This is a genomic window from Bacteroides sp. CACC 737 (assembly GCF_013874375.1).
Lineage (GTDB): Bacteria > Bacteroidota > Bacteroidia > Bacteroidales > Bacteroidaceae > Bacteroides > Bacteroides uniformis.
This window is the reverse complement of sequence record NZ_CP059408.1, coordinates 1293565-1308471: the sequence shown is the minus strand read 5'-3', so window position 1 is coordinate 1308471 and position 14907 is coordinate 1293565. Positions and strand designations below refer to the sequence as shown.

Genomic DNA, 14907 nt, shown 5'->3' with positions numbered 1-14907 from the left:
AATCTAAAATCTAAAGTCTCTTTTCCCCTCCCCTATCTCCTGAAGATTACGTTCGGCTATCGCCCGTATCTTGGGGTTCGGGATATGCTCCATCTCCTCACGAATCAGCCGCATGCCCTTCTCCTTGGTTTCGGAGGAGGCATAGTCCTCCAGATATTCTTTTAATGTCATCAGTGCATTGGGCTGGCAGCAGTTTGCTATCTGTCCGCGCTTGACGAGCGACATGAAGCGGTCTCCGGTACGTCCCTCGCGATAGCAGGCGGTGCAGAAGCTGGGGATATGCCCCAGGTCGAGCAGCCAACTCACCACTTCATCCAGCGTGCGCCGGTCGCTCACATCGAATTGGGAGGAATCTTCCTCTTTGGCTTCCGGCACGGCATAGCCTCCCACGCTGGTGCGCGAACCGCCGCTTATCTGCGAAACGCCCAGTTCGAGCACCCGACGGCGTACGGCTTCCGACTCACGGGTGGAAATAATCATTCCCGTATAAGGCACCGCAATGCGGGTAACCGCCACAATACGGCAGAACATCTCATCCGAGATGGCATCAGGAAAATCCTCGGTCGAAATATCATCTGCCGGACAGATACGCGGCACGCTGATGGTATGCGGACCCACGCCAAAGGTAGCTTCCAGATGTTCGGCATGCATCAGCAGTCCTACAAAGTCATAGCGATAGGTATTCAGACCAAACAATACACCGATACCTACATCGTCGATGCCACCCTCCATAGCGCGGTCCATCGCTTCGGTGTGGTAGGCATAATTACTTTTCGGTCCCGTGGGATGCAAGGCTTCGTAATGCTCTTTGCTGTAAGTCTCCTGAAAAAGGATATAAGTGCCGATACCTGCCTCTTTCAGCAACCGATAGTTTTCCACTGTAGTGGCGGCTATGTTAACATTCACCCGGCGGATGGCCCCGTTCTTGTGGTGGATGCTGTAGATGGTGCGAATGGACTCTAAGATATAGTCGATAGGGTTGTTTCGAGGGTCTTCTCCGGCTTCCAGCGCCAGGCGTTTATGTCCCATGTCCTGCAAGGCGATAACCTCGCGGCGTATCTCCTCTTGCGAGAGTTTCTTGCGGGGGATGGTACGGTTCTTGGCATGATACGGGCAATAGACGCAACCGTTCACGCAATAGTTGGAAAGGTAAAGCGGGGCAAACATCACAATGCGGTTGCCATAGAATTTCCGTTTGATTTCACGTGCCAGATGATAGATGCGCTGCACCAGTTCCGGCTCGTCACATTCCAGCAGCAGGGCCGCCTCCCGATGGGAAAGCCCCTGGCACAAAGCAGCCTTGTCAATCAAACTTTCAATGAGCGGACGGTTGTTGCGGTTTGCCTGCGCATACTCCAATGTATCCAATATCTCCTGGTGATTGATGAATTCTTCTGCTTGTCTTGACTTTATGTTATACACTTCGTAAATTGATAATTGGTAATTAAAATAAAGAATGAAGATTTGAAAATTATCAATTATCAACGGTTAATTCTCCATTCTCATAATCTCCTCTCTCTTTTGATACCTCGTAGCCTATCCCTTTCAGTTGTTCCTCCAATTTTTGCAAACCTTCTGCCGCTTCGGCACCCGCAGAAGCTTTGTTATCATAAAGGGAGTACTTCGTCCGCTGATGAGAAGGCGAAAGATTAGGCATCACGACATTGGCGCCAGCCAATATTCCCCGTTCCCGTCCGTCCGGAGCAAGTGTGGCCAGGGCAGTGGTAGCAGGTATCAGTGCCGCGGGATGCATCAGCCGGAAGATAGAAAGCAACTTCAGCGTCAACTCCATATCTCCCGGCGGAAAAGAGGCAAACGGAGTATCGTGATGCGGAAGAAAAGGTCCCATGCCTATCATCTCCGGCTGAAACCGTTCGATGAAGAGAATATCTTCTACCAGATGGTCCACCGTCTGGTAAGGACTGCCTACCATGATTCCGGTTCCCACTTGATAGCCTATCTCTTTCAGCCAGTCCAAGCATTGCAACCGATGGGAAAGGGACATCTCAGCAGGATGAAGCCGGTGATAATGCCCTTCGTTGCAGGTTTCGTGCCGCAACAGATAGCGGTTGGCACCTGCCAGGAAGAAACGTTCGTAGGCTTCCCGCGATTTTTCGCCCAAAGATAAGGTAATGGCACAATCCGGGAAGGATTGCCGGATGGCGGCAACTGTCTCCACCATCCCCTCATCCTTCACCGCCGGCGCTTCGCCCCCTTGCAGCACAAAGGTACGGAAGCCCAACCGATAGCCTTCATGGCAACACGAAAGAATCTCCTCCTGCGCCAGCTCATAACGGGTTATGTTCCGGTTCTCCTTCCGTATGCCGCAATAGTAGCAGTTATTGCGGCAACGGTTGGTTATCTCAATCAGTCCGCGAATGAAGATTTTATTGCCAAAGCGGGCAAGCGCTTCTTCCCGGGCAAGCTCCTGCAGGTAGGCTGCAAGTTCTGTGTCCCGGCAAAGAAGCATGGCTTTATACTCTTCGGCATCCAGCCTGCGGTTGCTCCGCAGTTTGTCAATCAAATGCTTCATATAAACGGACAAAGGGCTAATACGTCTCTTTCCTCTTTGCCAACTCCTGCGTCAGCTGGCGCTTTCCGGCAGTTATTTCATTGTGCGAACATGGCCCGGTAATACAACCGCCCTCGCAAGCCATCACTTCAATAAATTGCCCCGGAGCCTTGCCCGACTTGGCGTAAGCACGCAACGCACCGATAGCCTTCTTATCCAGATTAGCCACTTGTACGGCATTGATTTTATCTGCCTCTTCCTTCAGATAGGCTTTCACGGCACCCATCACGCCTCCTGCCTGCGCAAAACCATGCGCCTCGCGCACGGAAGTGAAACTCATGGAATAGGGCTTTGCCTGCTCCATCTGAATATCCAGCCCGGCAAGCACGGAAGCCACCTCCTCGAAAGTCATGATAAAGTCCACCGCCTCGTCGCGCTGCGCCTCTTTGCGCTTGGCAACGCAAGGACCTATGAAGACCACCTTCGCATCCGGATACTTCTCTTTAGCAATGCGGGCAGCATAATACATTGGCGAACCGGTGCCCGACACGTAAGGCTTCATGGCAGGAATATGCTTGTTCACCAACTCTATATAAGACGGACAACAGGAAGTCGTCATAAACTTCTGACCCTCCTCCAGCTTCTCAATCAGCTCGTGCGCCTCGTTGCTGACGGTATCCATCGCACCCTGAGCCACCTCAATGACATCCGTAAAACCGACTTGTTTCAATGCGCCATATACTTGTTCAATAGTCGTCTTGAACTGCCCCAGGATGGACGGAGCCACGATAGCCACCACCTGCTCACCCTTGCGGATTCTGTGCAACACGTCGAACACCTGCGATATTTCGAAAATTGCTCCGAATGGACATGCATTGAGACACTTTCCGCAATAGATACATTTGCTTTCGTCAATATGCTCTATCCCCTTCTCATCCTTACTGATGGCTTTCACGGGACAAGCTTCCTCACAAGGTACGGGAATATAAACAATGGCATGGTAGGGACAACTCTTATGGCAGATGCCGCAACTGATACATGCATCATGGTCAATCCATGCCTGACCGCTCTCCTTGACATGCACTGCCTTCTTGGGACAATTCACCTGGCAACTGCGTGCCGTACATCCGCGGCAGAGGTTCGTAATCTCGTAGTTAATCTGCACACATGCCGAACAAGCTTCGTCAATCACACACATGATGTTGTCTTTCGGCCTGCCATTTTCCGCTCTGTCCAGTGCACGGGCAGCGTACTCCGACAAGGGGGTCAGCTCATCCGTCTCGTCCTCCATATCGAGTCCCAGAAGCGGCAATGACTTGTACTTCCACACCACGCGCTCTTTGTGCACACAGCAGCGTCCCGCGTGCTTGGACCTCTTCGGACTCAGCTCGATGGGCAGCCGGTCTATTTTATCCACAAGTTCGTTGTTATTCCACAGCTTTACCAGTTCCTTCAGTAATCTGTGGCGGACAATCATAATGTTGCTCGTAAATGCCATAATTTTTAAAATCAAAATTAGTTAGTTCGGTAACGGTCTGCAAAGATAACGATTGTTTCACAAAAAAGGCTTAACTTTACACCCCAAACAGTATAAATACAACCGATATGTTTACCATAAGAAAAGCAACGACAGCAGACTGCGCACTGATTCAGAAACTTGCGCAGCAAATATTCCCCGTCACGTATAAGGATATCCTTACTCCCGAACAGACCGACTACATGATGGAATGGATGTATTCATTGGACAATATCCGCAAGCAAATGGAAGAGGAAGGCCACGTCTACTTCCTGGCCTACGAAGAATGTGAAGCGGCGGGCTATGTGTCCGTACAGCAGCAAGGAGAAGATTTATTCCACCTGCAAAAGATTTATGTGCTCCCCTATTACCAGGGTGCACATTGCGGCAGTTTCCTCTTTCGAGAAGCCATCAAGTACATCAAGGAAGTACATCCCGGCCCTTGTCTGATGGAATTGAATGTAAACCGCAACAACAAGGCACTGCAGTTTTACGAACATATGGGAATGCGAAAACTCCGTGAAGGGGATTTCCCGATAGGAAACGGATATTACATGAATGACTACATCATGGGACTGGAAATCTGAGTCCCGGCATTAAAAGCCCTCCAAAAACTAAAGGCTGCGCAGTTCATTACGAACATTGCGCAGCCTTTAGTTTTATCTTTCGTTTCCGATTACTTCGCCACCTTTTCAAGCCATTTCAGCATGAACAGCATGGTGAACATGGAAATGCAGCACGCTACTACAAATACCGTCCACGTCATCCAGATAGGAATACTTTCGTAGAGGATAGCACCGATAACGAGCAACTGATTACCAATGGCAGTAGCACCGAGCCAACCGCCCTGCATGATACCCTGATATTTGGGAGGAGCCACCTTGGATACGAATGAAATGCCCAACGGAGAAATGTACAACTCGGCAACAGTCAATATCAGATAGGTAACCATCAGCAACAGCGGAGTCACCTTCACCGGAGAGGTACCCAAAGCGATAATATCCTTGTGCATCGGCAAGTTGCTTACATAAGAACCGATAGCCATTATAAGGAAGCCAGTGGCAGCAATACCCATACCGATGGCAATCTTCCGCGGAGTGGAAGGCTCTTTACCCTTGGCACGCTGTGCTGCAAAGACAGCCATGATGACCGGAGTGAGAGACACAACGAAAATCGGGTTCAAAGACTGGAACAGCTCAGCTGAAATAGCCATGCCGAACAAATTCAAATCTGTATATTCCTTGGCAAAATAAGTCAGTGTCAATCCATTCTGATGGAACGAGAACCAGAAGAAAATTACCACACCGAATACGGCAAACAATGCATACATGCGCTGTCTTACCTCTTGTGCATTCATCTCCACTGCAGTGGCATCGCCCGCTTTTGCAGCAACCTTCTTGCTGGGATCGGGGAATTTCTTTCTGTTGATGACGAAAATTACCAAAGAGAGAACCATAGCCAGGATAGCTACACCGAATGCATAATGGAAACCAGTGGTGAACACGTTCAGATATTCATTGGCAAATACCGTCATATCCGTTACGGGTGTTCCGGAAATAGTGGCTTTGGCTGCCAATGCGCTATAAGTGTCCACAGCCTCGGGAGTCAGCGTTCCTGCCAGATGTCCGTGGCAAAGGGCAGGCAGGTCGGCATCATAATTGTAGCCGAATGTGGACAACCACCAGTTACGCACGCCTACTGCGGCAAACGGGGCAAAGATGGCACCTACATTGATGAACATATAGAATAAGGAGAAACCGGAATCGCGCATGCTGGAGTACTGAGGATTGTCGTACATCTGCCCTACGAGCGCTTGAAGATTTCCCTTGAAAAGACCATTTCCGAAAGCAATGACAAACAAGGCTGCACAAGTAATCACCAGAAACAAGGTCTTATTGGCAACCGGTGTAGGAGACGGGATGGCCAGCATCAAGTAACCTACCGCCATCAAAACAATACCGGCAAAGATGGTACCTTTGTAATTACGGGTTCTGTCGGCAATAATACCACCTATCAATGCTAGAATGTAAATAGAAAAATAAAATGTTGAGTAGATCAAACCTGCCTCTTTTCCATCCAGTCCGAACTTGGCTTGCAGAAAAAGTACAAGAATGGCCATCATGGTATAAAAGCCGAAACGCTCGCCCAAATTAGCAAAAGATGCGGCAATCAGACCTTTAGGGTGTTTGTTGAACATAAAAATTAGTTTTTAGAATTAGTAATTGGATTGATTTCTTGAATAATTCCTGCAAATATATAAATTCTATTGAAGATTTCCTTATAAAATTAAAATATCTCGGCAGAAATAGAAGATTTATTCATTAAAAAGAATACAAACCTCTGCATGCACTTCCCTTACCAAATCCTTCGGATCCAACTTAAGCTGCAAACCGCGTTGTCCGGCACTGATATAGATATACGGAAACCGCAGGCACGTTTCATGGATATAGGTAGGGAAAGGTTTCTTCATGCCGATGGGTGAACACCCACCCCGGATATAGCCAGTCAGAGGTAAAAGTTCCTTAACCGGGATAAGGTCACATTTTTTGTTTCCTGACGCTTTTGCCGCCAGCTTCAAATCCACTTCGTGCTCACCCGGGATGACACAGACAAAATAACCGGATTTATCACCGTGAAGAATCAGCGTCTTGAACACGCAATTGATGTCCTCACCCAAACTGGCAGCTACATGCACTGCACTTAAGTCGTTCTCATCCACCTCGTAGGGAATGAGCTCATACGCAATCTTGGCCTTGTCGAGAAGCCTTGCTGCATTCGTCTTATTGATTTTCATAATATTCTCTATGATGAGATAATTATCACTTGATATTCAATTCTTCACGCAGGAACTTAGGCGTATAGCCTTTCTTGCTTTTAGCAACCTCTTCCGGGGTTCCGCAGGAAAGGAGTTCTCCCCCTCCCTTACCGCCTTCTGGCCCCATATCGATGATATAGTCCGCCATCTTGATGACATCGAGATTATGCTCTATGACGATGACGGTATTCCCTTTGTCTACAAGTTTGTTCAACACGTTCATCAAAACGCGGATATCTTCGAAATGAAGTCCGGTAGTAGGTTCGTCAAGGATATACAGAGTCTTGCCCGTATCACGTTTGGAAAGTTCCGTAGCCAACTTCACGCGCTGGCTCTCACCTCCGGAGAGCGTGGTGGAAGACTGGCCCAACTTGATATAACCCAATCCCACTTCCTGGATAACCTTAATTTTGTTCAATATCTGAGGCACATTCTCGAAAAACTCCACCGCACGGTTGATGGTCATATCCAGCACATCGGCAATGGATTTTCCCTTAAAACGCACTTCCAGCGTCTCTCGGTTGTAACGCTTGCCGTGACATACCTCGCAAGGCACATACACATCCGGCAGGAAATTCATCTCAATGCACTTGTACCCATTGCCTTGGCAAGCTTCGCAGCGTCCGCCACTGACGTTGAAGGAAAAGCGTCCCGCCTTATATCCACGTATCTTCGCTTCGGGCAAGCCGACAAACAGATTGCGGATATCGGAAAACACACCGGTATAAGTGGCAGGATTGGAACGCGGCGTTCGTCCCAAAGGAGACTGGTCCACATTCACCACCTTGTCTATATATTCCAGCCCTTCAATACTGTCATAGTCCAAAGGATCCTGCAGTGAACGATAGAACTTCTGCGAAAGAATAGGCTGCAACGTCTCGTTGATAAGCGTGGACTTGCCACTGCCGGAAACACCGGTAACGCAAATCAGCTTGCCCAGCGGGAACTCCACATCCACATTCTTCAGATTATTACCCTTGGCGCCACGCAGCCACAGACTGTGTCCATTGCCCTCGCGACGCTTGGCAGGCACCTCAATGGCACGCTCACCATTCAAGTATTGGGAAGTCAGCGTATGCGTCCGGAGCATTTCACGGGGAGTACCGGCAAAGACAACATCCCCTCCCAGCCTACCAGCTTTCGGCCCCATATCAATGACATAATCGGCGGCAAGCATCATATCCTTGTCATGCTCCACCACAATGACGGAGTTGCCAATGTCACGCAGTTCCTTCAAAGAGTGTATCAAGCGCTGGTTGTCGCGTTGGTGCAGGCCGATACTCGGCTCATCCAATATATACAGCACATTCACCAGCTGTGAACCTATCTGCGTAGCCAGGCGGATACGCTGGCTTTCACCACCGGAAAGGCTGACGGAACTACGGTTCAGCGAAAGATAATCCAGACCTACATCAAGCAGAAATTTGAGCCGTGTACGGATTTCCTTCAGGATTTCACCGGCAATCTGCTGTTGTTTGCTACTAAGATACGGGTCTACGTTTACCAGCCAGTCATACAGTTCATTGATGTCCATCGTAGACAATTCGTAGATGTTCTTGTCGTGAATGCGGAATGAAAGCGCTTCCTTATTCAACTTGGCGCCATGACACTCCGGACAAACGGCAGTCTTGGCAAACTGGTCCGCCCACTTCTGTGCCGTGGCAGAAGCATCCTTCTCCTGCAACATCTGGATATACTTTACAACCCCCTCAAACGTCACAAAATAATCGGAAGAGGTGCCTATCAGTGAACTCTTTATCTTGATACGCTCGTCCGAGCCGTAGAGAATCTCGTCGATGGCATCCTCCGGTAAGTCTTTGACCGGTGTTTTCAGCGTTGCTTCATATTTCTCCAGCAAGGCAGTAATCTGCCAGAAGATCATGCTGTTCTTGGCTTTCCCCAACGGTGCGATGGCACCTCCGGCAATGGAGAGCTCACGGTCGGGAATCACCTTGTCAATATCAATCTGGCTGACCACCCCCAATCCCTTACACTTAGGGCATGCACCTTGCGGCGAATTGAAGGAAAAGTTGTGCGGCGCCGGTTCCCGATAGGACAACCCCGTCACGGGACACATCAGCCGTTTGCTGTAATGACGCACGCTATCCGTCTGCGCATCGAGTATCATCAGCAATCCGTCACCTTGACGCATGGCAGTGGCCACGCTGTTCTTCAGGCGTGTGTCATCCTTGTCCGTCACCACCAGCTTGTCTATCACCACCTCCACATCATGGTTCTTATAGCGGTCCAGCTTCATGCCTGGCAAGGCTTCGCACACCTCACCATCCACACGTACGTAGAGATAGCCTTTCTTACGCACCTGCTCGAAGAGCTCCTTGTAATGCCCCTTACGGCTGCGCACCAGCGGAGCAAGGATATAAATGCGTTTTCCTTTGTAATCCTTCAGGATAAGATCAAGTATCTGTTCCTCGGTATACTTCACCATCTTCTCGCCGGAGAGATAAGAATAAGCCTCTCCCGCACGGGCATACAACAAACGAAGGTAATCATAAACCTCTGTCGTTGTACCCACCGTGGAACGTGGATTCTTATTCGTGGTTTTCTGCTCGATGGAGATAACCGGACTCAGTCCCGTTATCTTATCCACGTCCGGACGTTCCAAATTTCCCAGGAAGTTACGGGCATAGGCTGAAAAGGTCTCGATATAGCGGCGCTGCCCTTCGGCAAAAATAGTATCGAATGCCAAAGAGGACTTGCCGCTTCCGCTCAGGCCTGTAATCACAGTCAGGCTGTTACGGGGAATCTCGGCATCGATATTCTTGAGGTTGTGCACGCGCGCACCATATACATTGATATATTCTGTTTCTTCTTGCATGTTGATTTATCCTATCGTTTTAACTGCAAAAATAACTGTTTCCCCCCGAATATCAGCCGAAAAGCGCTATTTTTCAGTTTTGAAATGCACAATATTATTTCTTAACGCAATCCTTTGGTTTGAATGCCACAATATTCGTACCTTTGCAGCTACTTTGGGAAATTGTAAACATAAACCAACGATTACTGAATGAAAACGATTAACCGCATTATCTGCTCCCTGCTGCTTGCCAGTGCATGCAGTATCGGTGCAATAGCACAAGAGAATCAATCTTATTTTCTGCATACTATCGAAAAAGGACAAAGTCTCTACTCCATCGCCAGCATGTACGGCGTCAGCCAGTCGGACATCATCAAACTGAACCCCGGCAGTGACGAGAAAATATTCATCGGACGCACATTGCGTATTCCACGCAGCGCTGCCAACATACAAAAAGAAACATACCATACCATCGAAACCGGTGAGACCCTTTACCGACTGACCGTGAAATACAATGTATCTGCCAAAGCCATCTGTGACGCCAACCCGGGACTGAGCGCCGAGAATTTCCGTATCGGACAAGTAATCCGTATCCCTTCCACAACCGAGCCCCAAACCATGGTCCCGGTTGAGACACAAAGCAGCACTGTGGTTGCCAACAACAATATTCTCGGCCCCGTAGAGTCACGATGCCGTGACATGCATAAAGTGAAGCGGAAAGAAACCGTATTCAGCATCAGCCGTGAATACGGCATCAGCGAAGCCGAACTGATAGCCGCCAACCCGGAATTAAAAGGCGAAAACAAAATAAAGAAGGGAACCTTCCTCTGCATTCCCTATCCCAAAGCACAGACGGAGCAAAATATCCAGTCGCAGGCAATACCTACCGACAGCGAGCTGTTCCGTGAAAACCGGAAAAAGACAGAACGCTTCAGCACCATCAAGGCTGCCGTCATCCTTCCCTTCCTGGACGGGGTATCAAAGAGCGAGTCTTCCCGTATGGTGGAATACTACGAAGGCCTGCTGATGGCCGTAGACAGCTTGAAACGTACTGGCACTTCCATTGACTTGTACACTTACAATTCTGGTCCCGAAAGTGCCTCGCTGAACTCCATCCTGGGCAAAAGCGAGATGAAAGACATGGACATCATCTTCGGGCCTCTGTACCAACAGCACATCAAACCTCTGGCCGAGTTTGCCAAGAAACAAGACACACGCCTGGTGATACCATTCACATCGAAAGACAACACGGTATTCCAGAATCCGGCGGTCTATCAGATAAATACCCCCCAATCCTATCTGTACTCCGAGGTGTACGACCACTTTGTGCGCCAGTTCCCCAATGCCAACGTCATCTTCATTGAAGCCAGCCAGGGCACCAAGGACAAGGCAGAATTCATCAAGGGACTGAAAGATGAACTGCGCAACCGTTCCATCCCGATGAAGAGCCTGAAAGAGGATGTCACCGTAGAATCCCTGAAAACAGTATTACGCACGGACCGTGAGAATATCTTTATCCCCACATCCGGCAGTAACCTGACATTGATTAAGATACTTCCCCAATTGACCTTATTGGTGCGCGAACAACCCGAAAGCCGTATCCATCTGTTCGGCTATCCGGAATGGCAGACCTACACCAAAGACCACTTGGAAGCCTTCTTTGAACTGGACACCTATTTCTATTCCTCTTTCTATACCAACAACCTGCTGCCTGCCGCCATCAACTTTACCAAAAACTACCGCAGATGGTATGGCAAGGAGATGGACGAGCGCTATCCCAAATTCGGAATGCTGGGCTTCGATACCGGTTATTTCTTCCTGAAAGGACTTGCGCGCTATGGCTCTTCTTTCGAGAAGAACATGCAGGGACTGGATTTGATTCCCATCCAGACCGGCTTCAAGTTCCAACGGGTAAACAACTGGGGAGGCTTCATCAACAAGAAGGTGTTCTTCGTGCACTTCACCAAGAACTTTGAGCTGGTGAAGTTGGACTTTGATTAGGGATTAAGGATTAATAATCTGATAATCCACTATATAACTATTAACTTGTAGCTTGTAACTTATAACTTATAACATGAACCTGAGAACAATCATCATATTCGCCCTGCTGGTGTGTGCATGTATATTGCCCCTGCATGCGCAGGTGGGCGAGCAACGCCACAACTTCGCTGTGGGCGTCAATGGAGGCATCAATCTGAATAGCGTAAGCTTCTCTCCCTCTGTCAAGCAGAAGAATCTGATGGGTATCAACGGCGGTGTAACAGCCCGATACATTTCCGAAAAATACTTCAGTATGATTTGCGGTGCACAAATCGAGCTGAACTTCTCACAACACGGTTGGGACGAGTATTACGAGGACTATCCCACACTGAGCTACACCCGCACCATGAACTATGTGGAAATACCGTTCCTGGCACATCTGGCATTCGGCAAGGACCGCGGTTTGCAATTCTTCATCCATGCCGGTCCGCAGATAGGTTTCCTGCTTGGCGACAGCGAAAAAATAGACGGCGACTGGGACGGCACTGTAGCAGAATCCTACACCAACATCACCGTGGAACAGCACGGCAAGGCCATAGACAACAAATTCGACTACGGCATTGCAGGCGGAGCAGGCATAGAGCTGCGCACCAAGGCAGGCAATTTCATCGTAGAAGGAAGATACTACTATGCTTTATCCGATTTCTATGGCAGCACCAAGAAAGACTTTTTCTCACGCTCCGCACACGGAGTCATTACGGCCAAGATAACTTATCTCTTCGACTTGAAGAAGTAATGCTTATAGGAGACACCCGTTTCCACATATAGGAACGACAATTTCCTCTAATGGGAACAGTATAATGGAACGGCTGTAACCTCAAGCGGAAACGATACAAAAGGCAGACCACGTATTCCGAATGAAATACGTGGTCTGCCTTTTGTTATTATCAAGTAGATAAACCTTCTTATCTTCTTAAACGGTCTGCCGCCTTCACCATCACCTCATCTTTGTAGATGGCACGGAAGGCCAGATAGTTAAGGATGATGGCTACCACCGGAAGGCAAAGCGCCCATCCTAACTGGAAAGTCATTGCATCCAAATCACCCTTCAAAATAAACATAAATACACAGAAGGCTATGTAGTAGCCTATCAGCAGAATGCTGCTGAAAATCGTCATGCGTATTTGCAACATACGGTTACGGAAAAGGAATATCGTACAGAAGGCAACAAGTGCACTGAGCAACAATATCCCGAACAAGCCCCAAGTAGACTGAAATCCTCCGTCGGCCAAAGCCACTCCCAGAGGTTTGAAAACATGCGCCGTCACTCCGTCCGCTCCGATGAACTGTCCTACAGGCATGCAAATTGCCACAACCAACAGGATAGTTACCAACAACAAATAAACAGATTGAATACGTTGTATCATTACTGTAATTTTTCTTTTTCCTTAGCCGGGTTACGATAGTAAATCTTACCCTCCACATACTCTTGTGTTGCAATCAATGTCGGCTTCGGCAGTTTTTCGTAATAGCGGGAAATCTCAATCTGTTCCCGGTTTTCGAACACTTCTTCCAAATTATCATTGTAAGAGGCAAACTCAGCAAGCTTTTTGGAAAGGTCATTCTTGATTTCCACACTAATCTGGTTGGCACGTTTTCCGATAATCGCTACGCTTTCGTATACATTACCGGTATCCTCACACAACTCCATCATATCACGGGTCACCGTAGTAGTAGGAGCATTTGTCTTTCTGTAATCCATAAATTTATCTATTGTATTATTATATTATTGCTCTTCACTTCCTTCTCCCAGCATTTTCTGTGCTTCCTTAAAGATTCGGTCGACTTCCTTCATATACTTACTTTCGGGGAACTCATTTTTAAAGGCATAACATTCATCCACAGCTTCGCGGTAACGTTCTGCCCTTTTGTCTTCCACACTGTATACAGCCAACTCATACTTGGCACGCAAGATAAGAATGGATAAATCTTCACGCAGGTTGGTATAGGGATAATCCTTCAAAGCATTCTGCGCAGTGATAACGCAAGCCTGATAGTTGTTACCCAGATAATTACCCATATTATAATAAAGTTTTGCAGACAGATACTCCTTCATCACCAGCTTGTCCTGCAAGGCAAATATCATGTTCTGCGCCTCCTCTTTCTTGGAACTTTGCGGGAAGTATTCCATAAACATCTGCAACTGCTGGATGGCGCTATACGTGCCGGATTGGTCCAAACGCGGCTCCGGAGTATCCAGATACAAAGCTTTACCGGCGTGGAAACGTGCCAGTTCTGTGAATGTACCGCGGGGATAAACGTTGTAGTATTGAATGAAAGTCTGCGCAGCAGTCTGATAATCCTTCTGGTTATAGTAACTCATGCCCAGCATATAGAGGGATTCCTCTGCCTTATCAGTACCTTTGAGAATAGCAATCAATTCGTTGAGCAAAGTGGCAGCACGGTTATACTGACCTTTTGCGAAGTAATTTTTTGCCGCTTCGTACTTGTATTCGTAATCTGTGCTTTTCAGCAATTTGTTGTATTCTCCACACGAGGAGAGCAGCAATGCTGCAAGCAGAGTTATTAGGATGTTCTTCTTCATTACTTTTGTTCAAATAATGCGCAAAGATAGGGGTTCGCATCGAATAAAGCAACGATACGAGCCTTAATTTTTCAAAAACCAGACGAACGGGCAGGAAATAAGGATTAATGGTTAGGAATTAGGGATTAGCGGTTAGTGCCATGCGGAGTAATAGCGCAACCACCAACCACTAATCGCTAATCACTATTTTTACATTTTACAGCTTATACAAATCGCTTGCCGCCAGCAAATCAACCTTTTTTTCTGTCAATACACGGATGCAGTTATCCATGTCGTTAGGACGGATGATGACATTGGCCGTTTCACCGTTGGCAAAGGAATACATGTACTCGATGAAGACACCTTCATCGGAGAGGAAGCGGAGCACTTTCGCCAATGAGCCGGGAATATTGGGACAACTGATGCCTACCACATCCGTTACATTCACAGCGAAGTGATTATCTTTCAAAGCTTTATATGCTTTATCCGGTTCAGAAACAATACCACGAAGGATACCGAAATCGGCATTCTCTGCAATACATAGAGCAGAAAGGTTGACACCTTCTTTTGCAAGAACTTCAGTCACCTCTGTGAGGCGGCCGGACTTGTTCTCCAGAAAAATGGAAAGTTGTTTTGCTACCATAGGTTCATTTACTATTTGACAATTTACAATTTACAATTTGGC

13 protein-coding genes are annotated in these 14907 nt (G+C 48.0%); 3 read left to right on the top strand and 10 right to left on the bottom strand.

The features are described from left to right. Positions 1–3: 3 nt before the first annotated feature. The 3 genes from hydG to H1A11_RS05635 are packed head-to-tail and all read right to left on the bottom strand — an operon-like array spanning position 4 to position 4010. Complete coding sequence (gene hydG / locus H1A11_RS05645; protein ID WP_117588774.1) at positions 4–1422, bottom strand: [FeFe] hydrogenase H-cluster radical SAM maturase HydG; 1419 nt, start codon at positions 1420–1422, stop codon at positions 4–6. Positions 1423–1474: 52 nt separating this feature from the next. Further along, the gene (hydE, locus tag H1A11_RS05640; RefSeq protein WP_181757858.1) at positions 1475–2533 is read right to left on the bottom strand and encodes a [FeFe] hydrogenase H-cluster radical SAM maturase HydE; all 1059 of its coding nucleotides are present in this window, start codon (positions 2531–2533) and stop codon (positions 1475–1477) included. Between the two features lie 16 nt (positions 2534–2549). Then, on the bottom strand, positions 2550–4010 hold the full coding sequence (locus H1A11_RS05635; RefSeq protein ID WP_181757857.1) for a monomeric [FeFe] hydrogenase: 1461 nt from the start codon (positions 4008–4010) through the stop codon (positions 2550–2552). Positions 4011–4117: 107 nt separating this feature from the next. Between H1A11_RS05635 and H1A11_RS05630 the strand changes: the two genes are divergently transcribed. Continuing rightward, positions 4118–4615, top strand: coding sequence for a GNAT family N-acetyltransferase (locus tag H1A11_RS05630; protein ID WP_005825348.1), 498 nt, complete (start codon positions 4118–4120; stop codon positions 4613–4615). A gap of 89 nt (positions 4616–4704) precedes the next feature. Here the strand turns inward: H1A11_RS05630 and H1A11_RS05625 are convergent, their stop codons facing one another. The 3 genes from H1A11_RS05625 to uvrA form a co-directional block, all read right to left on the bottom strand. Continuing rightward, complete coding sequence (locus H1A11_RS05625) at positions 4705–6225, bottom strand: peptide MFS transporter (RefSeq protein WP_005825349.1); 1521 nt, start codon at positions 6223–6225, stop codon at positions 4705–4707. Between the two features lie 117 nt (positions 6226–6342). Continuing rightward, a complete protein-coding gene (ybaK, locus tag H1A11_RS05620) occupies positions 6343–6822 on the bottom strand; it encodes a Cys-tRNA(Pro) deacylase (RefSeq protein WP_005825350.1) in 480 nt (159 codons plus the stop codon). A gap of 25 nt (positions 6823–6847) precedes the next feature. Next, positions 6848–9679 (bottom strand): excinuclease ABC subunit UvrA, encoded by a 2832-nt coding sequence (gene uvrA, locus H1A11_RS05615; protein WP_117599498.1) that lies wholly within the window; start codon positions 9677–9679, stop codon positions 6848–6850. Between the two features lie 189 nt (positions 9680–9868). Here uvrA and H1A11_RS05610 point away from each other — a divergent pair, with 189 nt between their 5' ends. Continuing rightward, positions 9869–11659, top strand: a complete 1791-nt coding sequence (locus H1A11_RS05610; RefSeq protein WP_117599497.1) for a LysM peptidoglycan-binding domain-containing protein — start codon at positions 9869–9871, stop codon at positions 11657–11659. A gap of 73 nt (positions 11660–11732) precedes the next feature. After that, positions 11733–12434 (top strand): porin family protein, encoded by a 702-nt coding sequence (locus H1A11_RS05605; protein ID WP_008663316.1) that lies wholly within the window; start codon positions 11733–11735, stop codon positions 12432–12434. A gap of 169 nt (positions 12435–12603) precedes the next feature. Here the strand turns inward: H1A11_RS05605 and H1A11_RS05600 are convergent, their stop codons facing one another. From H1A11_RS05600 to H1A11_RS05585, 4 genes are all read right to left on the bottom strand, one after another. Next, positions 12604–13065 (bottom strand): DUF4293 domain-containing protein, encoded by a 462-nt coding sequence (locus H1A11_RS05600; RefSeq protein WP_005825355.1) that lies wholly within the window; start codon positions 13063–13065, stop codon positions 12604–12606. Next, entirely contained in the window at positions 13065–13400 is a 336-nt protein-coding gene (locus H1A11_RS05595) for a DNA-directed RNA polymerase subunit omega (protein ID WP_005825356.1), read from the bottom strand. Before H1A11_RS05595 ends, H1A11_RS05600 begins: the two co-directional genes overlap by 1 nt. A 24-nt stretch (positions 13401–13424) precedes the next feature. Further along, positions 13425–14243, bottom strand: a complete 819-nt coding sequence (locus tag H1A11_RS05590; protein ID WP_009038614.1) for an outer membrane protein assembly factor BamD — start codon at positions 14241–14243, stop codon at positions 13425–13427. A gap of 196 nt (positions 14244–14439) precedes the next feature. Continuing rightward, complete coding sequence (locus H1A11_RS05585) at positions 14440–14865, bottom strand: amino acid-binding protein (RefSeq protein WP_057098070.1); 426 nt, start codon at positions 14863–14865, stop codon at positions 14440–14442. Positions 14866–14907: the final 42 nt, after the last annotated feature.